This window comes from Hoylesella shahii (assembly GCF_937990675.1).
Taxonomy (GTDB): Bacteria; Bacteroidota; Bacteroidia; order Bacteroidales; family Bacteroidaceae; genus Prevotella; species Prevotella shahii.
This window is the reverse complement of the sequence record NZ_CALKQY010000004.1, coordinates 1-24,930: the sequence shown is the minus strand read 5'-3', so window position 1 is coordinate 24,930 and position 24,930 is coordinate 1. Positions and strand designations below refer to the sequence as shown.

Genomic DNA, 24,930 nt, shown 5'->3' with positions numbered 1-24,930 from the left:
TGCTTTTATGTTGCTTTATTGCACAACGCAGTCAAAAATATTGTTAATCCTAGTGTTAAGAAAAACTACTTGTTCGACAAATTATTGGTATCTAACCTCGTGTTGCGTGCTAAGAGCAACATGCCTTGTGGTTTGTGCCAAATGTTGAGACGATAAGTTTTTTATAATTAAATACAAAAAACATACGGAACTAGGTAAAAAAGCCTTATCTTTGTTGCCAAATTTAATGCCTCCTTGTAAGGGGTAATACCGTATTAAAGAACAAATAAAACCATTCTATGCGTATTAGAAACTTGTTGGCACTAGCACTTCTAGCCCTTTGTGGCACAGTGCAGGCACAAAAAGAGATGCCCCCGATACCTCGCGACCCTGCCGTTCGTATCGGAAAACTCGACAATGGGCTTACTTATTACATTCGTTACAACAACTGGCCAGAAAAGAGAGCCAACTTCTACATCGCCCAAAAAGTGGGCTCGTTGCAAGAAGAAGAGGCTCAAAGAGGATTGGCACACTTCCTCGAACACATGTGCTTTAACGGCACAAAGCACTTCCCTGGCGATGCCTTACTGCGCTATTGCGAAAGTCTGGGCGTGAAATTCGGTGCCGACCTCAATGCGTACACCGCCATCGACGAAACGGTGTACAACATCGATAACGTGCCTACTACTCGCCAAAGCGCCCTCGACTCCTGCCTTTTGATACTGCGTGACTGGGCTGGTAACCTTACGCTCGACCCTAAAGAAATTGACCAAGAACGCGGAGTGATACACGAAGAGTGGCGTTTGCGCACTAGCGCCAGCAGCAGAATGTTCGAACGCAACCTCACGAAGCTCTATCCTGGTTCTAAATATGGCGCTCGTTTCCCCATTGGATTGATGAGCGTGGTGGATAACTTTAAATATCAAGAGCTGCGCGACTACTACGAGAAATGGTATCACCCCACTAATCAGGGTATTATCGTGGTGGGCGACGTGGATGTTGACCATATCGAGGCCGAAATTAAAAAGCTTTTCGGTCCGATGAAGAACCCCGCAAACCCCGCTCCTGTGCTTAGCGAGCCTGTTCCCGACAACAACGAACCCATCGTTATCATTGATAAAGACAAGGAGCAAACGGCCTCTATCGTGCAAATGATGATGAAACGAGACGTTATGCCCGACTCGCTGAAGGGTGCGATGGATTATCTGGTGTACGAATATGTGAAAGATGTGGGCATTAGCTTGCTCAACGAACGCTTGGCCGAGGCTGCTTTGAAGCCCGAATGCCCATTTGTAGGCGCTAGCGCTAGCGTAGAAGAATATATCTACGCCAAAACAAAAGATGCTTTCTCTATAGCTGTGTCGCCTAAAACCACCGAACTAAGCGCCGATGCACTGAAAGCGGCATACACCGAAGCTCTGAGAGCAGCCAGATTTGGCTTCACACAAACAGAATACGACCGTTCTAAGTCGTCTACTTTGAGCTCGCTCGACCGCATGTTTAGCAATCGCGAGAAACGTTACAATTCCGAATTTGCCGAGAATTACAAAGAACACTTCCTCAACAACGAACCCATCCCACCCATCGAATACTACTATGAGACGATGAAACAGGTGGTGCCCAACATCCCATTGGACTTTGTTAACCAGGTGTTTGACGACCTCGTGGCTAAAACTGACACAAACTTGGTGATTATTAACTTTAATCCTGAGAAGGATGGCGTGGTATATCCCACCGAGAATGCTTTGCTTAACGCTGTGAGAGAGGCTCGTTCGGCCAACCTTACGGCTTATGTGGACAACGTGAAAAACGAACCCATCATTAGCAAACTGCCCAAACCGGGTAAGGTGGTAAGCCAAAAACGCAGTCCTAAGTTTGGCTATACCGAGATTAAACTCGCTAACGGCGTAACGGTGTTGCTGAAGAAAACCGACTATAAAAAAGACGAAGTGCAACTCAATGGTAGCGGTGGACAGGGTAGCTCTGTTTACACTCTGGCAGACTATGCCAACATCAGCCTCTTCGATAACGCCATCGAAGCTAGTGGATTGGCCAACTTCTCTACCACCGAGTTGGGCAAAGCGCTCGCTGGTAAGAATGTTGCGGCTTCGCTTTCAATGGGCGAACAACGCATGCACATCAGCGCTAGCTCTACTCCTAAAGACCTCGAAACAATGTTCCAGCTTATTTATCTACACTTCACAAAGATAAGTAAAGACCAAGAACAGTTCGATAACATGATGGAAAGCCTTAAAGTGGGACTGCAAAACCGTGCTACTTCGCCCGACCAAGCTTTTAGCGACTCGCTTAATGCCACCATCTACGGACACAACCCACGCGTGAAACCTCTCGAACTGTCCGACCTTACCAAGGTTAACTACGACCGCATTCTGCGTATGGCTGCCGAACGCACCGCTAATGCCAATGGATGGCGCTTCGTTATCGTGGGCAATTACGATGAAGCTAACATTCGTCAACTCATCACACGCTATCTAGGTTCGCTGCCTTCTAAAGGTCCTAACCCCAATAGCAAGCAGGTTGTGTTCTTCAAAAAAGGCGTTTCGGTTAACGATTTCGTACGTAAAATGGAAACACCTAAGGCCAATGCCAACATGGCTTGGTTTAGCGAAGATATTCCATACACCACCGAAAACGCCATCAAAGCTAGCATCGCCGGACAAATATTGAGCATGGTTTACATCAAAAAAATTCGCGAAGACGCTAGCGCTGCCTATAGTTGCGGTGCTCAAGGCTCGGCTAGCATCGAGGATAAATATCATAATGTGATGCTCTTTGCTTACTGTCCTATGAAACCCGAGAAGGCTGACGTGGCACTCCAAATTATGCGCGACGAGGTGGTTAACCTCTCTAAGCAATGCGATGCTTCGATGTTGGCCAAGGTTAAGGAGTATATGGCCAAAGAAGCCGACGATGCTACTAAGTCTAATGGCTACTGGGGTGGCGTTATTTCCACCTGGTATCGTTATGGCATCGACCTGCATACCAATTATAAAGCGCTCGTGGCTAAACAAACACCCGAAAGCATTAGCAACTTTGTTAAAGAAATTCTGAAGGCTGGCAATCGCATTCAAGTAACGATGATGCCCGACCAAGAGAAGAAGTAAGGCTATCCTTCGGATTGAATAGTTGAAAGGATGAAATGGCGAACCGCAATGTAGCCGTTTCATCCTTTCTTTTTTTATTGCCGTTTTTACGCATTTTGACCTTATCTTGAAAAGAAGAATATTTCAAATACACCTTTTTCACGATTATTTACTATCTTTGCCAAGTTATTTTTAATCTTGCGTAATCCACATTACACCTAATATATATGGAGAAGTTTTGCACAATGAGCGGAGAATTTGACGATATTCGCCCTTACAACGATGCCGAAGTGGCCTTGGCTATGCGCCGATTGGCACAGAGCGAGTGGCTACCACAGCTGGCACAATTCGTGTTTCCCGAGCTTACAACTCAAGACGTGGCACACATGTTGACCCAAATTAATACCTCGCACGATTTTCAACACCGCATAATGCACCGCTTTAACCGGGAAGTGATGCGAAGAAGCACCACCCATTTCTCGTGCGATGGACTTGAACATCTGCAGCCCGGAACGCCTTATCTCTTTGTTAGCAACCATCGAGACATCGTGTTAGACGCCTCTTTACTGCAAAATGCTTTGGTAGACGCTGGACACGATACATGCGAAATCACCTTCGGGGCTAACCTTATGACTCACCCCACAGTGGTAGACATCGGCAAAAGCAACAAAATGTTTAGGGTTGAACGCTCTGGCAACAAACGCCAGTTCTATCAAAGCGAACTGCATCTCTCGCGTTACATCAGGCATGCCGTGGTGGAACGTGGCTCGTCTATCTGGATTGCACAACGCAATGGGCGCACCAAGGATGGGTTAGACCGCACCGAGCCCGCGCTTATCAAAATGTTCGCCATGTCGGGCGAAGGCAACAAACTGGCTTCGCTGGCTCAATTAAATATCGTGCCCGTGGCCGTGAGTTACGAATACGAGTCGTGCGACTTGCTTAAGGCGCGCGAAATGGCGCACTCAGCCTTAAAACCCTATGTTAAAAGTGCAGGAGAAGACCTCAACAGTATTCTCACTGGCATTGTTCAGCCCAAGGGTAAGGTGCATTTTTGCATCACACCTCCCATCACCGCGCAACAGCTGGAGCCACTTCACAGTGTTCCGCTTAACGATGCTGTGCGCCAGGTGGCTTTGATAACCGATAGGGCTATTATTAACGCCTACCAATTGATGCCCACCAATAGGGCCGCTTACGAAATGCTGCACCCCGATATGCCTCAAAGCAACGAACTAAACGAGTCTAAACGCTGGATGGAAAAGCGCATGGCGCAACTATCCAACGACGACGAACGCCAAATGCTGCTGCAAATCTACGCCAATCCAGTTGTTGCCAAACAACAAATTAATTTAAGTTGAACATGACCACCCATTTGCTTCTTAGGCTCTACGATTGGTTTGCTTGTCACCGTTTTTTGCGCCTGGCCTTACCTTTGGTCTTGGTGCTGGCTGCATTGGCAAGCGCATCGCAGTTGCATTTTAAAGAAGATATAACCGATTTTTTGCCCAATAACGATAATTATCGCCGTTCGATGGAGATTTATAGGCAAACCAATGCTGCCGATCGCATCTTCATCGTGGCTTCGCCCACCGATACCACGCAGCTTAACACGCCGCTTCTGGTACGCGCCATGCAACAACTGGAGAGCGAAAGCCAAACGCGGGGCTGGAAACTAATGGCACAGGCCGATGTTGAAAGCGTGATGAGCATACCCGAATTTGCTTATCAAAACGCGCCTTTGCTGCTTGGCAACGACGATTTCGAACGCATCAAACGCATTACCACCACCGACAGCATCAGGGCGGCATTGCAAAAATGCCGCGAAATGTTGCTCTTCCCCACGGGCGGAATGGTTACGCAGAACATCGAACGCGACCCTCTGGGGCTTTTTGCACCTCTGCTCGCCAAACTACAAGCCAGTGGTAACGCCCTTCGTTACGAACTTTACGACGGCTATATCTTCACGCCCAACTCCCGACATGCTGTGGCAATGCTCACTTCTCCTTATGGCGCGAGCGAAACCAGTAGCAATGCGCAACTAGTGATGCAAATAGACAGCGTTACAAAGGCCATCGAGGCGCGTTTGCCTGGTGTGCAATTCGCCGTCACTGGCGCGCCTGTGATTGCCGTAGACAATGCTTCGCAGATAAAAAAAGATAGTATCTGGGCCATCGCCATTGCCGCAACGCTCATCGTGGTGTTGCTTGTTTGGGCGCTAAGGCGTGCCCGTCATCTGCTGCTCATCCTTCTTTCGCTGGGCTTTGGCTGGCTTATGGCCATGGGCGGCATGGCCTTGGTAAGTAGCGAGGTGTCTATTATTGTGCTGGGTATTGCATCGGTTATCATCGGTATTGCCGTTAATTATCCCCTACATTTTGTTACGCATCTGGGGCATTGCGCCTCGTCGCGGCAAACTTTAGAAGAGATTGCCTCGCCACTTGTTGTAGGCAACGTCACCACGGTTGGCGCTTTTGCCGCCCTAATACCGCTCGATGCCACTGCTTTGAGCCATCTTGGTATCTTTGCTGCCATGATGTTGGTTAGCACCATCTTGTTTGTGGTGGTGTTTTTACCTCATTTTGTGGGCAAAAAGGATATAAAGCTGGCGCAAAATGATGGTGCTGAACGGTCCGAACCAGTGGCTTCTTCTGCTGTATCGTCTCAAATCAATCTCCCCGCATCGGCTCTTACGCCTCGTCAGCGCAGGCAGTCGGCTGCTGTTGCTGGTGTCTTGGTGGCCATAACTCTTGTGTTGGGCTACTTTAGTCTTGGTACTCAGTTCGATACCGACTTGCGAAATATCAATTATCTCACGCCCCAACAACAAACATTGTTGGCCCAAATGGCTCAGATGCGAGGCGAAGAGAAAGGCACAACACCCGTGTATTTCGTGGCCGAAGCCAACAATGTGCAGCTGGCTTTGCAAGCGGCCGAACAGTCTCAATATCCGCTTTTGGTGACCAGTGTGGCCGAACAGCAACGCCGCTTGCAACAGTGGCACAGCATCCTAAAGCAGCGTGCACAGCAATTAGACAGTTTAAGCGTGCTGGCAGCCAGCGAAGGTTTTGCTTCCGATGCCTTTAAGCCTTTTCAAGAGCTGCTGAAGGCCAAACTCACACCGCAGTTGCCCGCGCATTTTGCGCCTCTTTTACAGGCATCTATTGGCAATCGCATCATGGGTAGCACGGTGGTAAACATCGTAAACGTGCCTTCGTCTCAAGCAGATAGCGTGGCCTCTGCCTTCAAACCCATGGAGGGTGTAGAGCGGTGGGCCTTTACTTTGCCCAGTCTTAATGCCACAATAGCCAACTCGCTGTCGCAGCATTTCAATTATATCGGTTGGGTGTGCGGTGCCATTGTGTTTGTTTTCCTTTGGCTGTCGTTCCGCAAATTCAAGTTGGCTGTTATTGCTTTCATGCCTATGGTGGTGACGTGGCTTTGGATTTTGGGCACAATGCACCTTTTGGATATGCGTTTCAATCTGGTAAACATCATCTTGGCCACCTTTATTTTTGGTCAGGGCGACGACTATAGCATTTTTGTAACCGAGGGATTAATTTACGAACGTAAGCACGGCAAACCCATGTTGGCGGCTTATCGCAAAGGTATTTTGCTCTCTGCTGCCATCATGTTCATCGGTATGGGCTCGCTGGTGGTGGCTCGTCATCCTGCACTTCATTCGCTGGGTGCTATCACCATCGTGGGCATGGGCGCTGTTGTTGCTCTCACTTATGTTGTTCCGCCGTTGTTGTTTAAGTGGTGGGTGAAGTGATTTTTTGCCCTTAAATGGGCTTAATGACTAGTTTTTATTGCGCGAGACAAGTGGCTTTAACATCATTGCTGGCACTTCTCTCGCGTGTGTTTTTCCCCAATAGGGCTTTAGCATCTGTACAAATAAAGTTGGTTTGTGGCTACATGGCTTCACTTGTTTTTGAAAACGAGGCAATTAATGGTCCTATCAATGGCCGAGGGACACTATAGGCAAGCTTGCGAATGGCATGCACTAAGCCAAATAGGCACAATAATAGTGGTGGCACCACCATGCATATCGATGCCATACCGCAATAAGTTCGGCGCATAAAAGCACAAAACCCACTCCCTATCCCTTGTTGAAGGGATGGGCGAGTGGGTGAGCATTGGTTTATTAATGCAAACTATGGGGGGGAAACCTATTTGATGCGTTTAAATTGTGTTACGGCTTGCGTCTTAATGTCGATGAGGGTGAGGTTATCGCCATTCACTTCAAACTTGTATTCAAGGATAACGACGTCGTGCCCCTTACGGTTGGTGCTGCGAAGCCAAATAATGTTGTTTTCAATGTGGAAAGCTCCTTTGCGAGTAATTTGGTTTTCGCCTTCAATTGTTTGATGTCTGTCCCAGGTAAGGTCTTTGTACCAAATTTCGTAAGTGTTAGTGTTGGCGCTGGCTTCAGTGTAACTGCGGGTTACAGGCTGCCACTTGCCGAGTAGTTGTTGCAATACAGCGGGTTGCTCTTCGTCAGAACTGCAGGCCGAGAAAGCCATGGCAACGATTGCCACGATGGCAAATACCGAAAGTTTTTTGATGGTGTGTAACATGATGTTTTGTTTAAAGTGGTATAAATAATGATAGTTTAGATTACTGTTGTCCACGCGGGTGGAACCAACAAATATGCTTCTGCATCGCTTGTTAGAGGCACGATGTCGTGAAGTTTTGTGTTCTTAGGTAGCGAATGGCGTTTTGCTTTGTGTTATGGTATTGCTCGTTCGCCATAGGGAGCCTTTGGGTATGTTGCACTTTTCATGATGGCGTGGTTTAATAACTATGCCTTTTCACTTCGCAAAGTTACAACATATTTGATTAATTAAAAAGGAAAAACGAATATTTCTTTTAATTTTTTTATGTTAAAGAATAGGTTTTGCGTTCTTCTTAATTGGTTGTGCATAAACAGTCTATATTATTTATGCAGTTTTGTTATTGTTTACAGAGTGACAAGATAACGGGTTTTAGGTTTGTAGGTGTACGGATACAGTTTATGTTGCCTACAGATATAAGCTGCATTTTAATATAGTGAGCTTTAGAATTTTAGTTTGATACACTTTCTACCACCTAATATGTTATTATTATATACATCTTAATTTCTGCAGTTTAATGCACTCTTGAGCATTTTTGTTCGATTTGGTTATTCCATAACCCTGCCAACGTTTATAGTTATTATTGTCAACTTTGATATTTGTGCACTTGTTGATAAGACATCTTATGTCACTCTTCGAGATTCCTTTTTCGTATACTAGATTAATTTGGTCGATGGTGTCTTCAATAGCATCAAAATTTGGAACTCCAAATATATCAAAGAGATTGATGAGTACGAGTTCTATCTTTGGCATATAGTAATTATAGTCTTTCTCTGTCATTCTAGACATGGCAGCGTGTAATCCTAAAATGATGAATCTCATGGCTTTGTTGGCATATAATAACATGTTATCGTCTATCTGTTTACAATGTGTGCGTATGGCAAAGTAGGTAAAATTGTTTACGATACACGGTATGTCTTTCATCACTATATCGCTTAAGTAGGACAATAAATAATCTCTATCTTCATTAATTCTTTTAGAGTTACAGAAATTAAACGCGCTTGTGTTGAATACACAGAAATCTAATGCAGCAAATGTTGTTGCTGCAAGGTATTCAATATCTTGCGTATTTAACGCTTGTTTGGGGTTGGTTTGAAACTCTTTTAGTCTTAAGTTAATGAGTTCATTGTATCTGGCAAATACATGGTGAACGCGGTCAATTATATTATCAAGTTCATTTGTGTCAATTTTAATATCCTGTCTTACATAAGTTTCGCGGTTATTACTCTCAACTGCATCCGCTTCGTCTTCTTCTCCCTTAAGTATTTCGTTGATATTGTTGGCTTTGTTGCTAATAGCAAACTCCATACACTCTATAAGACGCGAAAACATAGTTCTGCCAGAGAAAAATATGTTATCGCCTTCTTTGTCAGTGTCATATTCTGGGTCGTAGTGCGCAATTTTGTCCTTCTGTTCTAGTTTATAGTTTGCGTGCCCAGTTGTGTTTTCTCGTTGGTCATCGTTGTATATTACATCGCAAATTAAGTTGTTAATGAATTCAATAATCTCAATCCCATTATAGTTTCCACCTTCAATCTTTGCAAGCATTTTATTGAGTTCACGATTTTCTTTTGATGGGTTGGTTGAACTTAGGTCAATGATATGATTTACATATTGGCTATTAGATACCACGTTTCCGTCTATATCAATTAAATTGCAATATACTATGCTGGTTAAACCAGATGTCTTTACTTTAATGTTGTTAAGTGTGTTGTCAATATGTATGTTTGCTAGAGTGGTTGGTTCATTTTCTTTGTTATAGCCAATAAGTTCTACATTCAAGTTCTTTTTGCAATCAGCAAGATATAATGTTATGTTTTCTTCAGTTGCGTCAATAGCACTTAAGTTAATAGCTGGGCTTGCGTTATTAGTAAAAGTGTTTGCTTCCCTTTCCATTTCGCTTACTGCTGTTTGAAGCAGACACTTCTCTGATATTTGCAACTCTTTAAGAAAGTTTCTTGTTGCTGAACGATACAGGCTACAAAATTCTTCATTAAGAGGGTTGGTTAAATTGCTACCTAAAGCTGCAACTGTAGCATTGGCCGACCCAATCATAACAAATTCCATCCTATCTGCTGCAAAGTGGAATATCTTAGCGTGGAGATTACGTTGGTATATAAATTTGCCAAACGAGTTATTCTTCCCTCTTGTGGTTAGGTTGAAATCGTAGAAATATATACGTGAGTTCTTTTTTAATTTGTTTGGTGGCATTTTGCAGCCATCTTGTAGCAGCACATTAACTATAGCTGAAGGAAATAGTTCAAGTAATGCAAGTAACACTTCCCCGTCTTCGTCAAAGAAAGGACTAGCTACGGTGATTGTTGTGATATTCTTTGGCAGTAGTTTTTTTAGCTGATTATAGATAGAGTTGTCTTTCTCGTTGTATAGTAAGGCTGCGTCAGTATTGTCGTCTAGTTTACGAAACACATGGTGTGCTGTCTTCTCATTTAATTTGAATAAACAGTTTTGTAGTATTTCCTCTAAGATGCGTTTGTTGGTATAGCCGCCAATTTTTTTGAAGTGACTTGAGATGTATTCCCATGCTTCTTGTAGGAATGGCAGTTGCGATGAGTCTTCTTTATTTATTTGGAAACCAGAGAATATTTCGTGGTTCTTACCATGCCCTGGTACTGTAATATTGCCAGAACCCAATAGTAGCAAGGCCGAATCGTCTCCGATAAAATAATTGAGTTTAGGGTGGAAAGCGCCTTTTGTTGTTAAGCCTGTCACAGCATATTCTTTTCCTATTTTTCGTAGAGCACCTAATTGAAAACTTATTGATGAATAAAGCTGTTGCTGATCCACCAATATGTTTAAACTACAAATTCGCTTACTTCTCAGTAAGTTCAGTATTTGGTTGTCGAAGTAACTAAGGTCAAAAGCGTAACTGGTTAGCACACCCGAATGAAATTTGCCAGTAGGCAAGTCTTGGTACAATGTTCTCTCGTTCTTATTCATAGTTTTTAATGAAGTTGTTTGCTGTCTCTGTTAATTGTCCATCTCTTAGATAGTGAAGATTTGTTAGAAAATTGTACAGTGTTTGAATACGTGGATTTGTAAATTGTGGTTTTCTAATTTCTACCAAGAATATGCAGCCATCTTCTATCAGAAACTTTCTAAGGTCGAGTGTACTATTACCCATCTTTCGGCACGCCACTATTGTGTGTTGGTTCATAATTGTGGTTATAATGTTGGCAATAGCATTCTTGATTGGGAGTTTGCGGTTTATACCAATATAACATTCTAGTGTTTGGCTGATATTGCCAAGCAGAATACTAAGGTGGGTGCGTTTTTCAAATGCTTCGAACTTCTCTTTTTGTGGTATGATTGTATCATAACATTTGATAAGCAGCAACAATGCCTTGAAGGCGGCTTCTGCAGGTTGATTAGTTCGGGTTTTATCAACAAGCTCATCCTGCATTATAGGGATATTATAGTTGGTTATAAGCGGGGATACACTCTCAATAGTGTATGTGCTTATGTCATTATTGTTTGCTTCGAGAATTTTCTTTGTCGCGATATCAATAAATCTATTAATTGCAAGATAGTTGTTTTCTCCAGCTGTCTCAAGAATCAACCAGAAGATACTTTCTATGCAATAGTGAATGGTTTCGCACAGATAGTAATAATGCCAGCCAAACTGGGCTTCTAAACCATTAGCTGTATATTGTTCGTACTGCAGTTTAGGAAAATCATTAATGGCACATTTAGTGGAAATAGCTTCAAGAAATAGCTTGATTGACTCTCGTCTTAATGTCGAACCATTGATGTCTGGCTGTATCATTAGGGTGTTCAAAAAGTGCCATTCTGATGTTCCTTTTTTTAATTGGTTAATACCTATTGGGCGCAAAACTTTTATGTCTTCTTCTGAGAGTTTGCCTTTGCAGATGGCATCAATATAGTGTTTGCGAACATCTTCTGGAATATTTTCGCAAAAAGCGTGAGCTAGTTCTTTGCCTTTACTACTGGTGTAAAACCAGTTGTCTTTTACTTTAACCAATTGTAGGTAAATTAGTTGTCCAAGATAATATTGGCCAAATGCACCTGTGGAGTACGTCCAATACTTGTTGTTTTGTTCATAGTCTGCGCCCTCACTTATTAAGTAATGTCCTTTTCGGTCTGTATTGTATCTTTTTTGGTTAACAAATAATGACCCTGCAACAGCATTTTGATTTTGACCACTCATAACGAACGCCATAATAAGTTCGGCTCTCCTAATAAAATTGCGTTGATCTACATTGTATTTCTTCGCTACACGGCGGTCGTTGTTATATTCGGATAGAAGCCAACAATAAAAACTGTAGTATCTGATATGTCCTGTTTGGTTAGTCATACCAGGAAGTAGTTGCCCATACAATGTGATGGAGCAGTTTTGTATTCCCATTGGGTCGCGGCCCACTTTGAATCCTTCGTTGCAAGCCCAGTATAGATTAGTGATGTTCTTGGTGTTATATACAGCCATGACAATAGCGTTTTATGCAAAGGTACACAAACAGTGATAATTTTTTCTCTTTTTGTTTATTTTTTTGTGTTAAGTGCTTTTGTTTTTATGTGTTTGTTTCACATTGCCTAGTGCGTGTTTTTCTTTTCGTTACTCTGGCGATGTAAAATATAGATACTGAATTTTGAAAGCTACTTTTGCCTCTTCGTCAGATAATAATCAACGTGGTTGAGGTTTTCAACGTGGGCTTAATGAGGTCGCAATAATTATCCTTCTGGCCTAAAGCAAGGTCTAAGGCAACAAAGAAAGGCGGATGATACCGCGTGAAAGTGTGTTTGCGATAAAGGCTAGAATGGCTTTTACTGCTCTATTTCGCTCAAAATCTGGCCTGCGTAGATGATGGTTTTGGCATCCATTTCAGCCAAATGCGAACGGATGAAGGCCGATATTTGTTTGAGTGTGGCTTTGTCTTGGGTGTCGAATAGACGGGTGAGATTGAGTATTAACAATGTGCGGTCGTTGGCATCAAGATTGTTATACTCGCGATTGCAGCACGAAAGGAAGGTTAAATCATTGTCTTTCACTCTGCTTTCGATGAGGGCGAACATCGGCGCATAGGGATAATCTTTGTGCAATTGCAGCGTTTCAATCTGCTTTTTTAGTTGTAGGTAGTCGGTTTCGTTATATTTTTTCTCTTTCCACATGTAACCCGAAAAATATTGATATACAGCATTGCGGAAGAGCAATTGTGTGCGAGCCTTGATAAGCGACCGCGATTTGGTGTCAAAACGGTCGAGGTTCTGGGTCATAAATAGGCCTTTTTCGTCGTTCAGATTTAACGTGTAGCGCGTAAAGATAAAAGCGTTTTCGGCCTTTAACCTGTCTTTTGGTGCAAGCGTTTTAAAATAATTGTTCACCACTCTAAACCCCTCTTCCTCTTGTTGGTGGCCAAGTAGATAGAAGGCATAGTTGTTTATCAGTTCGGGTGTGTGTTTGCCAGCATCGTAAAGCCTCTTCATTCGTTCGGGTGCGTTGTTGGGATTGGTTTCCATCTCCACTTTATAGATAAATTCATCGGCGTTCATCGCTCCGCTGGCATGCATTCGTGGCTGTGCGTTGGTGTCTAAAACCACGTATGTGGGATATGCTTTTACGTTGTATTTGGTGGCCAGTTCTTTACCTTCTTTCTCTGCATTGAGCTTTAAGCACACGAATTTGGTGTTTAAGAAGTCGCCCACCTTCTTCTGTGGAAACACCTGTCGCGCCATGTTTTTGCACGGACCGCACCAGTCGGTGTAGAAATCGATGAACACCAGTTTGTTTTCTTTCTTTGCTAGGTTGATGGCATCGTCGAGCGAAAGGTTGTGGAATTGGGTTTGTGCAGTGCCCAATAGGGGCATGACACATAGCAGCAAGGTGACGAAAAAGGGGTTGTGGCGTTTCATTTTTTGGGGATTTACTTCGGTGTTATGCTTGTTTTTGTGGCAGAGTAAATGGTTGTTGAACCAACGGATGGGTGTGCCTTGCTCGCGAAGCAGCCCTGTTTGGTTTTTTTGTTATTGCGAGCAAGGCGTGTGGAGAGTGCCTAATCGGGACAATTGCGATAGGTGATACTTTTCACTTTGAGGTTGGTTTTCCAAGGATAGCTCTTCGTTTTATATCGTTTTTGCACGAAAGCAATCTCGTTGGGGTCGTCTTTCATTTCGTGTTTATAAACCATTCCTTTCTCTGTTGCTGAATAGGTGGCCACGATAACGTCGTCGGGGTTCTCGTCCGAGTCGTGTTCCATGGCCAGATAAGTAATTTCGCCGTTGTAGGCGTTCAGCATTTTAGCCTTGTTGGTGTTGTAGTTGTAGGCCCACAAGCTATTGCCAACTGCATAGAGCACAATGGGTTGGTTGGAGTAGAAGGTGTAATGCGAAGCCTCGGCAAAGTGCGAAGCCACGGTTAAGTCTATCTCTCTAGCGAGCGAACGCTTCATACCCGCTGCGCTGTAATTGGTGATGCGGAAGGCATAGACAAAAAAATGGCCATCGGCATCGTTCATCAGGGCGTAAGATTGTCCGTTGTTTCCCAGTCCGTTTTCGCCATATACAAGGTCTCTAGCGGGCGAGTAGGTGGTTTGGTCGGTATTAAAAGGCTGGTCGGCGGGTAGGTTATAATCAGCAATATTGGTTACGCTATACGATGCCCCATTAAGTCTTACGAACTTATGATTGGTTTTATCGTAGAAGGCAAGCGTGCGAATATACGAGCTATTTGCAGGATAGAACACGTAAGGCGACAGCTGTACCAAGGTGTTAGATCCAGCTTCGTAGCAGTTAAAGGGGTTGCCATAGGCTTCGCCCAAGGGCATTTGCGAGCACCAGAAGGCATCTTTATCGGTGAGTAAGCACCTAAAACTGCCCGAGAGGCAATTGTTGTCTTTGCCACTAGGCCGTGGAAACAGTGCTCTAACAACGTAAGGTTTGGTTGTTCCCTCAATAGAAGGATAGATGAGATGGTCTATTTGCTTGTTGTTGTTGATGGTGATTTTGTTTTCTTTTGCCGAACTATTTAGGGCATAAGCGCCATCTTTGGTGATGGCCCATGTGGCTTCGAGGTCGGTGGAGTAGCTATGTCCCATGAAGATGAGTTGCTGTGCGTGTTTTATTCCCTGTGTGTTGTCGAAGAGATTTTCTACAACAGAGGTGTCTCTTCCTTCCATCATGCTAATAAAGTCGATGCCACAGGTGCCGTCTTCTTTATCGCCAAAGAGGTAAAATCCGCGCACGTAAGGGCTCAACACGTTTAAGGCACTGCGTTTTTCAAACACCATGTTGTTGCTTTTGTCCTTCACTCTGAAGAAGAGTCGGTACTCTCCAGGGGGCACATTAACGGGGAACGAGAGGTCTTTTTCACGGCTGATGGTTTGGTGGTCGTGGTATTTGTCTTCCACAGCACCATTGCATAAGAACCATTCAAAAGAGAAGTTGTTGACGTCACTGCCCGACATTGAGCCTGTAACGGTTACTGGTATTTGCAGTGTTTCGAGGTTTGTCACCATGTAATACTTATCTTTTATGCCCTCAATCTGTGCTTTGTTGATGGGGTTCATGGTGTTGTTGCCCTCGTCGTCTATGCACGAAGCCAGCGAAAGGGCAGCCAAGAGATATATGATGCAATGCTTTTTCATAACTGGTTTATTTGTTATAATATTCTTCTGGTTTGGTGAATTGCGCCCAACCGCGCGTTCCGCCAAGGATATTTACATACGAAACCCACATCATTGTGCCGTCTTCGTCGAGTATGGGTTGCTCTTTTTGTGCTGCTTCGAGCAAATGTTTGGCCACCTCTTGACTAATGGCTTGGGCGCGTGGGAAGCTCATTGTCACCATGGTTTTAAAGTCGTTAATGTCTGTTCCGGTAACCATCATGATGTAACGATACTTCTTTGGAGAGAACACTCCGAAGTAACCGCCCGACTCTGAGCCATACCAGCCCGTGGGTTTTGTGAGTACATCGTCGACGAAGATGTTGTGAATGGCTGCATTTTGGTTGTGGCCAAACTTTTTATCGGGCATTGACGCGTAGGTTCCGGGATAGTCGCCGTAGTTGTTAAACATCAAGTTGAAGTGTTCGTTGGGCTGGATGGCGAGTTGAATTTTAAGTGTATCGCCATTCATGCGTGCGGTTTTCTTTATTTTTATCTTCACTTCAGTGCTCGTTTCTCCGGCTTTGATGGTGTATTGTGGCATCAGTGGTTCGTACTCGGTGTTTGCTTCGGCCGATGTGCTGTCGGTCACAACGATGATGTTAAAAGGCCGGTCGAAGTCTTTGAGGTGGCCTGTGGCCTTTACTTTCAACGTAAGGAGGGTATCGGTGGCAGTGATATTGCCGAATGCCACCTCGCTAAAGTTGTAGTGTGCCCATTTACTTTCTTCAATCCACGGTTGTCCGCGTCGCACGTCGAAGTACAAACAATCTTTGCCTTCGTAGTCCATCAGTTTTTTTTCGCAGCTAGAAAGCCAGGTTGTGGTCACTATCAGTGCGAGCAAGGCATATATTTTTGTTTTCATTTTCAGTTCCTCCGTATTTTAGTTTTTAGCTCTTCTGTTGGCTTCCACGGCTTCGGGCAGTGGCCAAACGTAGTTGTCGAGTGCCATTTTGTAGGTGCCTTCGAGCGCAGTGACGGTTCCAGTCCAGGCGTTAGACTTGCCAAACTCTGTTCCCGACATCATTTGTTCGGCTGCATGTCGTTTATAGAAGAAAAATAATTGGCCTTCTCCAATCATTTCGCGCATAAACTCGCGCCAAACCATGTTTTGAACAGCTTTTTCGGCGTCGGTAGCAGGCAGTTCCATGTTTACACAGTTGCGTGCTTTGCGTAGTTCGTTGATAAAGGGCAGAGCTTCTTCGGGTGTAGTGGCACATTCGGCTGCAATGAGGTAGATTTCGCTTAATCGCATCAGCGGTTGCATGTATCTGAAGTTGGTGTCACCGTTGGTATCTGCGAATTTCTTCAAGCAAATTGACTTTTGTTTGCTTGTTGTTCCTCCTTGGCCGTTAGCTGTTAGCTCTTCCACGGTCCATGTGTTGTTGCGTCTTAGGTCGCCCATGTCGTCGTAGAAGTAGGTAAGTTTGGAGAGTAGGTCGCCTTCAGCAGTTGATTCGCCTTTAAAGTAGAGTGTATTCTTCATGTCGGCCTTAGGACTAAAGAGCATTTCGTAGGTTTTGGCTCTCGATTTGTTGTAAAGCGCAAACATTACCTCGGTAGAAAAAATGTAATTGGGGTTGTTACCAGTGGTAACGGCCTTTTTTTCTATCCAAGTAAAAGTATTGTGTTTGTTGTTTTCTTCGATAATGCCTTTAGCTGTGGCCAAAGCGTTGGCTTTATCGCCCGTCCAGAGATATAGTCGGGCCTTCATAGCTTGTATTGCATAATAGTTAAGGCGGAATTGTCGGTATCTAAGTAGGGTTTTTTCGTTGGGATCGTCGGCCATGCCGTTCATAACGCCCTCTTTAATGATGCGGTCGTCTTTAAGTAGAAGGCTAGCTTCGTTAAGGTCGCGCATGATTTTTTCGGCCACTTGTTTAGCGTTGAGAATGGGTTGTATTGATTTCGACGAGGTTTCTTGGTAGGGAATGGCGCTGTTGTTCTCGGTTTTTGTGGAGTAGATAGGGCCATAAAGTCGCAGCAAGTCAAAGTGGAAGAAGGCACGAAGAGCCAGTGCCTCGCCCTTAATGTAGGGTTTATACACGGGCGATAGTTTCGAGTCGCTGGCGTCGCAATGCTCGATGAGTGTGTTTAGGTTGGCGATATAGAAGTAAAGCGAGGTCCAAACGTTGTCCGAAATGCTTTTAAATTCGTTTTCAGAATATTTATAATTAGCGAAAGGGAAGTAGGCATGTTCGCTGTTTTTCGCCACATTATAATATTGTGCCATCACATCAATATGACCCATCGTGAGTGTTGAGGCATAGGTTTCGTTCATTTTAGCGTACACGCCATTGAGTGCAGCGAAATATCCATCGTTGTTTTCGTAGAGTTTATCTTCGAGAACAGAGTCTTCCAAGTCTACCTTGAGCCAGTCGGCGCACGAAGTAGTGGCCATTGTGGCGATAATAGATAGCAATGCGTATGTTATGGTTTTAAGCTTATTCATCGTTGTGTTTGTTAGAGGTTAGAAACGTAAACCGATAGAAGCCGAAATGCTTCTGGAGAAGGGGTAATCAAGTCCGCGTTCTTCCTTGATGGTGGAAAGACGGAACAGGTTGTTGGCGTAGATGCGACAATACAAAGCGTTCAAACCCACCATTTTGAGCCATTGTGCTGTGGTGTTTTCGTATCCCAGGTTGATGCTATTGCATTCTAGGGTGTTGTCGTCGGCCACGAATCTCGAAGAAATGTTGGTTGTAGAGGTGTCGTCGATGCGTTTAAACTTGGCTTTGTCGCCTGGTTGTTTCCATCTATCGTGCAGCGCGCGTCGGTCTTGGTTATATTTAATGGCGGCTTCGCTGATGTTTTCAACCTTTGTTAGCAGGGTGTTGAGTGTGGCTTGAGCTCCAAATCGATACGAAAAGTTAAGTCCAAGCGAGAATCCTTTCCAACGAATGGTAGTACCAAGGTTGCCTTGTGCATCGGGTGTGGTGTCGCCGCACACCATTTCTTCGTTAGCATTCCATTTGTAGGTGTATGTTCCATCGCGTTTAAGAAATAGTTCGTTGCCTGTCATTGGGTCAATGCCTAGTGATTTCACGGTCCAAAGGGCTGTTGTGCTGGCTCCGTCGTAATATCGTGTAAGACTTTGTGAGGCTCGGCCCTGCTCGTTAAGCTTTTCTAGTATGTCGCCTATATTATAATAGGTGGTGGTGGCGTGCAGCAAGTTGGCTGTGACGCGCCAAGTAAGGTCTTTTTGCCTAATAACGTCATAGCCCAGTGCGATAGAGAAGCTGCGATTATCTGTTGCACCGATGTTCATCGGTATTGTTTCCACGCCAGTTGATGTGGGTTGCTCAACGGGAATGAGTTCTGGGTCGGCTTTTCTAATGGAATAGTCAACCACAAGCGACAAGCGGTTGTTGAGTAGCAATGCATTAAGTCCGAAGTTATGGGTTAGTGTGCGTTTCCATTTCAGGTCTTTGTTGCCCCATTGCGACACGATGGCAGCCAATCCAAAGGGGTTGGTGTTGGCTGTGTAGTAGTTGTACACGTTGTTTGCCAGCTTAGCGCTGATGTTGTCGTTGCCTGGCCTACCAAAGGTATAGCGCAGTTTGAGGTTGTTTACAATGTTGTTCTTTTTAAAGAAGTGTTCGTTGTGGATGTTCCAGGCCACACCCACCGAGTAGGTTGTTGAGAAAGGGTTGTTTACTCCGAACACCGAAGCACCGTCGCTACGCAGGTTAAAGTCTATCAAATAGCGCATATCGTAGGCGTAGTTGCCGTTCATGTAGAAGCTTGCCGAGCGCATTTTGTCAATGTTCGACGAGGGTTTTCCGCCTTCGGGATAGCCGTTAGAGAAGTTTGGGTTAGAAAATTGGTCGTTGATATATCCGCGTACAGCGTACGAGTCGCTTGTGTTCTTACGCCCATAGGCTTGTGCTCCCGCCACAATATTATAGGTGTGAACGCCCAACATGCCACCATAGCTAGCCATGAAGCTGCCATTAAACGAGGTGTTGTTGTTGATGCGGTTGGAGTAAGAGCCTCGTTTTAGTTCGGGAGTGCTTGTGAAGCCCGAGGAGAAGGGCGATTTAAAGGTCTCGCTCATGCCTCTTGCGGCCGTAAAACCAAACCTTCCTGTGAGTCGCAAACCTGCAAGAGGCTGATATTCCACGTTGAAGTTGTTGTTGATATTGAGGTCGTTGCTTCGGTCGAAACTCTTTTGGTTAAAGTCCCACAGTGGGTTATATACGTGTTGTGTTATTCCGTTTACGCCTTGATAGCTTTCAAGAACCTTATACACTTCGCCGTTTTCATCGCGTTTAGCATAATAGGGATTGGCCGAAACAAAGTCGCGGAAGGGCACAACGTTGTTATCAGTGGTTGTATAATAGATGTGTGTTTGGTTGGTGAAGTTGAATTTGTCGATGCGATACGACAAAACCAATGTTCCATCGATGTTTTGTCGTCCCGAATTTTTCATTACGCCCTTGTTGTCTTTATATCTAAAGGTAAGTCCGTAGCGAAAAGCAGCATCGCCACCTTCGGCATTAAAACTGTGGTCTTGTGCAAATCCCAGTCTTAGGGGTTCGTTCATCCAATACGAATTGAGGCCTGCTGCCACCCTTTCGTACCTAGAATAATAGATGGCACGGTTCACATCGTTGAGTATTTCGCCCTCATGGTCGAGCAATCCGTAGTGTCCTGAGCGCTTTTCAAACTCCAGTTTCTCGCTTGCGTTCATCAGATTATAGTCGCTTAGGTCGGCCCAGCTCATTTGGAAGTTGCCATTATAGGTGAGATGTAGCTTGCCAGCTTCGGGTTTTTTGGTTTCAACAACAATCACTCCATTGGCAGCTTTCGAGCCATAGATGGCTGTAGACGCAGCATCTTTAAGAATAGTGATGCTTTCCACGCGGTCCATGCTCAGGTCTGAAATTCGTTCGAGTGTTGTTTCAAAGCCATCGAGGATGAAAAGTGGCCTGTCGGGGTCGTTGCCATAAGCATCAGAAAGGCCGTTGATGCTTGTTGTGCCATTAATCGACACTTTCATTGTGGCGTTTGGGTTAGAACCGGCGAGATTGTTTTCGGCAATCACAAACGAGGGGTCGAGAGCCGACAAACTTTGCAAGATATTTTGGTTGCCAATGGCCTTCAGTTCTTCTTGTCGATACGATGCTGCCGATCCTGTAAAGCTCTCTTTTTTACGCGTATAGATGCCCGTAACCACCGTTTCGCCCAGTTGGTGTGCGTCTGCTTGCATTCTCACGGTGTATCGCTTACCTGGTTGCATGCGCAGACTTTGCTTTTTCATGCTCACATAGCTAAACGAGAGTGTGGCGTTGGCCGTGGGCAACCATGCTGTGAATTGTCCGTTGGCATCGGTCATGGCCACCACTTTACCGTCTTTGTCGGCCACCGATACGCCCACGAGCGGTTGGTTATCGTCGTCGATAACCTCTCCTTGGTATAGCATTCCTTTGTTAGTGGCGTTGGTTTGTTGTGCTGCATCTTTGTTGTTTTGGGCAAAAGCCGAAAGAGGAATGAGCAGCAGGCAGGCGATGGCTGCCATGATGAGCTGGCAGAAACGAACCTTTTGCTGTGAAAAGGTAGGGTTGTCCATCTTTTTCTTAAACGGTTCTGTCATACATTTAGGTATTAAATTTGAAATTCGCTCGTTGAGCTTGCATAGATATGGCGACTGTTTCCTTGTGGTTTCTTAAGCTTATAGTTTGCTTTGGTGCACGTGGTTACAGGTCTTTTTCTTTTAGGCTTTAGTTGTTTATTTGTTTTGTGTTAAGCGTTTTGTAGTTTTATTATTTTATTTCGCAAAAATAAATGTTTTGCAAATAAAATGCAAATTAATTTAGTTAAAATGCATCTTGACGCCTTGTTTTTGTTTTTTGTGGCAATGTAGATAAGGTCTTGTTCTGCAAGTTGTTGGTAAGTAGCTGCTTTTCGCGGGTTAGCTGTGTTGACCAACTGTGTTTTTCCCAATAAAATAGCTGCACAACAGGCCTTAGACATTGGCCTAAGTGCAAGTTGTGCAGCGTAAGAGGGTGCGCAGGGTGCGTTTATTTGTTTATGCGCTCTACGAAATGTTGGGGAATGGTGGGCATAGCACCATTTTGTGTACACACGTAAGCACTGGTTTCAACGGCCAGTCGGTGGGCTTCGCTAATGGGGAGTCCACTGAGATAGGCTGCACAGAAACTGCCAGTGAACGAGTCGCCAGCGCCAACGGTGTCGGCAATGTTCACCTTTGGTGTTTCTAAATACGACATTGCTCCATGTGTAAACACGTAACTGCCATTAACACCGCAGGTTAATATCAGCGCATCCAGGTTGTATTTACCCAAGATGAGCCAGCATTTATTGGTCATATCCAGTCCGGGATAGCCAAAGAGTCGGCCAATGGTAACCAGTTCTTCGTCGTTAATCTTTAAGATATTGCATTGTTTAAACGATTCGAGCAGCAAACCTTCGGTGTAAAAGTTTTGTCGCAGGTTGATATCGAAAATCTTCATGCAGTCTTTGGGCGTGGCTTTAAGAAACTTAGCGATGGTTTTTCGGCTCACGTCGTTGCGTTGAGCCAGCGAACCCCAGCACACTGCTCGGCAGTTGCGCGCCACTTCTTCCATTTCGGGGGTAAAGGGTATGTTGTCCCAGGCCACGTCTTCTTTGATGTCGTATGTGGGAACTCCTTGCGCATCAAGTTCCACTTGCACTGTTCCTGTTGGGAAAGGCACGCGTGGCATCATCACGTTGAGATTTTTCTCGGCAAACTTTTGCGCTATTTCGTCGCCCAAAGCGTCATTGCCTAGTGCGCTAATGGCCAAGGTGTCTAGTCCGTATTGGGCGGCATGGTAGGCAAAGTTAGCTGGAGCGCCACCAATTTTCTTTCCTTCGGGCAGCACATCCCATAGCGCTTCACCCAATCCTACGATAAATCTTTTCATATATGTATGTTGCTTAAAGTTATTTTTGTTTTTGTTTATATCCCTGTTACTTTTTTGCCGTAGGTGAACAGATAAAGCACTCCGCAGGCCATTACCACAACAGCGCCCCATTGTCCAACGGCATCACTGGCCGGACCCATTACGAGCGGGAAGATTGTTCCACCAAATAGTCCCATAATCATTAGTCCCGACACTTCGTTTTTCTTGTTGGGCAACGATAGAACGGCTTGCGAGAACACCAACGAGAAGATGTTGGAGTTGCCAAAACCCACTAACGCGATGGCCACATACAACACGGCCTTACTAGTGCCTAGGGCTAAGCCTAGCATAGACAGCGCCATCATGCATACGGAGATGTAAAAGAAGCTGCGCTTATTAAACTTGGTCAGAATGTACGAGCCACTAAGGCAGCCCAGGGTGCGGAATATAAAGTAAAGACTGGTGGAGAAACCACTCTCTTCAAGACTTAGGTTGAGGCGTTCTTCAAGTATTTTGGGGGCATGTGTGTTTACACCCACATCAATTCCCACGTGGCACATAATGCCGATAAACGATAACAGTACGATGGGTGTGCCCAGCAGCTTGATAGTTTGTGTAAAAGTGGTGGGCTTTGCTGCCATCGGTTCTTCTTCGATGGGCGTTGCCGAGAGCATCAGTGTGGCCAATACGCCAATAATCATGTATATAGGGAAGAGCACTCGCCACCCCAAACCAAAGTGTGGGATGCTGGCTGCTGCGCCCCAAGCAGCGATAATAGGAGCCATAAACGAGGCGATGGCTTTGATAAACTGCCCAAAAGTGAGTGTTGCAGCAAAGCGTTCGCTACTGATGAGGTTCGAGATAAGAGGGTTGAGCGAGGTTTGCATCAGAGCGTTGCCAATACCTAGTAGCGAAAACGACACCAACATTAGCCCGTAACTATTGCCAAAGAGGGGTAACAGCAAGCTGGCCACGGTAACGGCTAGCGACACAAGTACCGTTTTTTTACGGCCAATCTTATTCATAAGCATGCCTGTAGGCACGGCAAAGATGAGAAACCAAAAGAAAACAAGCGATGGAAAAACATTGGCAGCCGAATTGCTCAGGTTTAAATCGGCTTTAACATAGTTTGAAGCAATGCCCACAAGGTCTACAAATCCCATGGCAAAGAAGCAGAACATCACGGGGATGAGGGCGAATTGGTTTGATTTTTGCATAATGATTGTGGTTAATGGGTTGTATATATTGTGCGGTTTGGCTTGTATATATTGTGCGGTTTGGGCTATGGCGGTTTGGGTTGCGCTTATTGCGCAATGCCAGCATGTTAACGAGCAAGTGCATCAGCCAGTTGATTTTGTTGCTGCACGTTTATGCTTCGTTAATCTCTGTGCTATAATTCTCGTATTTTTTGTTTAGGTAATGTTGGCAAAATGCCCTTAATGATTACTTTTTGGCTTCAAAGATATAATTAAGTGGGCTAAAATGCAAATATTTGTAGGCTGGATGTTTCTTGGCTTAATAATTATTAACCACCATGGAACAGCCTTTATTCGCTTTGCGTTTATCGGTATTAGTAGTAATTACAAGCGAGCTTATTGCAAGAGGGTGCGCCGTTAAGTGCAAATTGGGAGAGAGGAAAGGCCACAATAGCGCATTAACCTTGCAGAATGTTCTTGCACTTAAACCCAAATAGTGGTGCATGGCGCGCGTTTTGTTAAACGGATAACCTTATTTCTTATTTGTTAAAAATGGTAATTATATTTTACAAAATGTACTCTCCAAAGCAACCTCTTCTAGCGAAAACACATGCTAAAAAGCATGCTTTTCGCCCCATTTTCATCCCCTAGCACATTATTTTCACGTTCGTTTTGCGCCAAAAATCGGCATTTTGCACCATTTAGCCTTTCTATTTACCTCGTTGCTCACGATTTTTGCCGGCCACAGAAGCGGCATTTAGTGGCTAAAAACCTACTTTTTTAGGTTGTTTTTGCCCCAAAAGGCCAATTTTTTTCATCCATTCTACGGTTATCAACTTCTCCAAAAACAGCAAATAGTAGCAATAAGACTTGCATTTTGCATCATTTGGCCTTGCGTTTAGTAGGAGTTAGCACTGCGTTTAGCACGAGTTAGCACTGCGTTTAGTAGGAGTTAGCACTGCGTTTTGCTGCATATTGCACGCTATTTTGCTACAAATAGCTCGAAAATTCGCTCAAAACACGGTTTAATTCGCCAAAAACACGCCTCTTCGTCGTAAGCCCCACAGTTCAGTTTTTCATCCAGCGAAACCTCCGCGAGAATCGATTATTTGCGGTTGAGTGGGCTGTTGGTGAAGAAGAAAGCCTCTATAAAGTTAAATTTTCTACTAAATATTTTACATCCCATGTGTGCCATCCATCTTTAAGTTGCAATAAAGCCAGACAAAGAATTATTATGGTCTGGTACAAAGTGTGGTATTGGCCATGTTATTGAGGGTTTGTAGAGACACAAAAATAACAAAAGGGCTAAATTCCAACAAGAATTTTAGCCCCTAATTTTATTTCGCGGATAGGTTATATCGGGTAGAGATACTTCTTGATATACAGCACAGTGTAAACGATAGAGAGGACAATCCCTAACGCCACACATATAATCGAGGCCTCCGGCCCAAACGCTCCACCTGTTAATATGTCGGGCCCGCTTATCCTTGGGGTAATATGTGGCTGGTAATCTA

14 protein-coding genes are annotated in these 24,930 nt (G+C 44.6%); 3 read left to right on the top strand and 11 right to left on the bottom strand.

Annotated elements, in window-relative coordinates; all coding sequences use genetic code 11:
* Nucleotides 1–278 precede the first annotated feature (278 nt).
* From QME03_RS00750 to QME03_RS00740, 3 genes are all read left to right on the top strand, one after another.
* Nucleotides 279–3,104, top strand: a complete 2,826-nt coding sequence (locus QME03_RS00750) for a M16 family metallopeptidase (RefSeq protein ID WP_281723136.1) — start codon at nt 279–281, stop codon at nt 3,102–3,104.
* Between the two features lie 206 nt (nt 3,105–3,310).
* Nucleotides 3,311–4,444, top strand: a complete 1,134-nt coding sequence (locus QME03_RS00745; protein WP_281723135.1) for a 1-acyl-sn-glycerol-3-phosphate acyltransferase — start codon at nt 3,311–3,313, stop codon at nt 4,442–4,444.
* 2 nt (nt 4,445–4,446) lie between these two features.
* Nucleotides 4,447–6,858 carry an MMPL family transporter gene (locus QME03_RS00740; RefSeq protein ID WP_281723134.1) on the top strand — a complete coding sequence of 804 codons (2,412 nt, stop codon included), beginning with the start codon at nt 4,447–4,449 and terminating at the stop codon, nt 6,856–6,858.
* A gap of 397 nt (nt 6,859–7,255) precedes the next feature.
* Here QME03_RS00740 and QME03_RS00735 read toward each other — a convergent pair whose 3' ends face one another.
* The 11 genes from QME03_RS00735 to QME03_RS00685 all read right to left on the bottom strand — a co-directional run.
* On the bottom strand, nt 7,256–7,663 hold the full coding sequence (locus QME03_RS00735) for a hypothetical protein (RefSeq protein WP_281723133.1): 408 nt from the start codon (nt 7,661–7,663) through the stop codon (nt 7,256–7,258).
* A 525-nt stretch (nt 7,664–8,188) separates the two neighbouring features.
* Nucleotides 8,189–10,657 carry a phospholipase D-like domain-containing protein gene (locus QME03_RS00730; protein ID WP_281723132.1) on the bottom strand — a complete coding sequence of 823 codons (2,469 nt, stop codon included), beginning with the start codon at nt 10,655–10,657 and terminating at the stop codon, nt 8,189–8,191.
* A complete protein-coding gene (locus QME03_RS00725) occupies nt 10,650–12,161 on the bottom strand; it encodes a hypothetical protein (RefSeq protein ID WP_281723131.1) in 1,512 nt (503 codons plus the stop codon). The genes QME03_RS00730 and QME03_RS00725 overlap by 8 nt, the downstream gene beginning before the upstream one ends.
* A 338-nt stretch (nt 12,162–12,499) precedes the next feature.
* The gene (locus QME03_RS00720; RefSeq protein WP_281723130.1) at nt 12,500–13,585 is read right to left on the bottom strand and encodes a thioredoxin family protein; all 1,086 of its coding nucleotides are present in this window, start codon (nt 13,583–13,585) and stop codon (nt 12,500–12,502) included.
* 140 nt (nt 13,586–13,725) lie between these two features.
* Nucleotides 13,726–15,315, bottom strand: coding sequence for a PKD-like family lipoprotein (locus QME03_RS00715; protein WP_281723129.1), 1,590 nt, complete (start codon nt 15,313–15,315; stop codon nt 13,726–13,728).
* Nucleotides 15,316–15,322: 7 nt separating this feature from the next.
* Nucleotides 15,323–16,198 carry a DUF4843 domain-containing protein gene (locus QME03_RS00710; RefSeq protein ID WP_281723128.1) on the bottom strand — a complete coding sequence of 292 codons (876 nt, stop codon included), beginning with the start codon at nt 16,196–16,198 and terminating at the stop codon, nt 15,323–15,325.
* A gap of 18 nt (nt 16,199–16,216) precedes the next feature.
* Nucleotides 16,217–17,785: a RagB/SusD family nutrient uptake outer membrane protein gene (locus QME03_RS00705; protein ID WP_281723127.1), complete on the bottom strand. Its 1,569-nt coding sequence runs from the start codon at nt 17,783–17,785 to the stop codon at nt 16,217–16,219.
* An 18-nt stretch (nt 17,786–17,803) separates the two neighbouring features.
* Nucleotides 17,804–20,929: a SusC/RagA family TonB-linked outer membrane protein gene (locus QME03_RS00700; protein ID WP_281723126.1), complete on the bottom strand. Its 3,126-nt coding sequence runs from the start codon at nt 20,927–20,929 to the stop codon at nt 17,804–17,806.
* 427 nt (nt 20,930–21,356) lie between these two features.
* Nucleotides 21,357–22,241, bottom strand: a complete 885-nt coding sequence (locus tag QME03_RS00695) for a carbohydrate kinase family protein (RefSeq protein ID WP_281723125.1) — start codon at nt 22,239–22,241, stop codon at nt 21,357–21,359.
* Nucleotides 22,242–22,276: 35 nt separating this feature from the next.
* On the bottom strand, nt 22,277–23,437 hold the full coding sequence (locus tag QME03_RS00690; protein ID WP_281723124.1) for an MFS transporter: 1,161 nt from the start codon (nt 23,435–23,437) through the stop codon (nt 22,277–22,279).
* A gap of 1,303 nt (nt 23,438–24,740) precedes the next feature.
* Nucleotides 24,741–24,930, bottom strand: a 190-nt coding sequence (locus tag QME03_RS00685; protein ID WP_281723123.1) for a hypothetical protein, incomplete at its 5' end; no start/stop codon positions are given.

What these genes read in the sequence shown, in the direction of transcription:
- QME03_RS00750 (WP_281723136.1), top strand. Translation starts at nt 279, where the DNA reads ATGCGTATTAGAAACTTGTTGGCACTAGCACTTCTAGCCCTTTGTGGC.
- QME03_RS00745 (WP_281723135.1), top strand. Translation starts at nt 3,311, where the DNA reads ATGGAGAAGTTTTGCACAATGAGCGGAGAATTTGACGATATTCGCCCT.
- QME03_RS00740 (WP_281723134.1), top strand. Translation starts at nt 4,447, where the DNA reads ATGACCACCCATTTGCTTCTTAGGCTCTACGATTGGTTTGCTTGTCAC.
- QME03_RS00735 (WP_281723133.1), bottom strand. Translation starts at nt 7,663, where the DNA reads ATGTTACACACCATCAAAAAACTTTCGGTATTTGCCATCGTGGCAATC.
- QME03_RS00730 (WP_281723132.1), bottom strand. Translation starts at nt 10,657, where the DNA reads ATGAATAAGAACGAGAGAACATTGTACCAAGACTTGCCTACTGGCAAA.
- QME03_RS00725 (WP_281723131.1), bottom strand. Translation starts at nt 12,161, where the DNA reads ATGGCTGTATATAACACCAAGAACATCACTAATCTATACTGGGCTTGC.
- QME03_RS00720 (WP_281723130.1), bottom strand. Translation starts at nt 13,585, where the DNA reads ATGAAACGCCACAACCCCTTTTTCGTCACCTTGCTGCTATGTGTCATG.
- QME03_RS00715 (WP_281723129.1), bottom strand. Translation starts at nt 15,315, where the DNA reads ATGAAAAAGCATTGCATCATATATCTCTTGGCTGCCCTTTCGCTGGCT.
- QME03_RS00710 (WP_281723128.1), bottom strand. Translation starts at nt 16,198, where the DNA reads ATGAAAACAAAAATATATGCCTTGCTCGCACTGATAGTGACCACAACC.
- QME03_RS00705 (WP_281723127.1), bottom strand. Translation starts at nt 17,785, where the DNA reads ATGAATAAGCTTAAAACCATAACATACGCATTGCTATCTATTATCGCC.
- QME03_RS00700 (WP_281723126.1), bottom strand. Translation starts at nt 20,929, where the DNA reads ATGACAGAACCGTTTAAGAAAAAGATGGACAACCCTACCTTTTCACAG.
- QME03_RS00695 (WP_281723125.1), bottom strand. Translation starts at nt 22,241, where the DNA reads ATGAAAAGATTTATCGTAGGATTGGGTGAAGCGCTATGGGATGTGCTG.
- QME03_RS00690 (WP_281723124.1), bottom strand. Translation starts at nt 23,437, where the DNA reads ATGCAAAAATCAAACCAATTCGCCCTCATCCCCGTGATGTTCTGCTTC.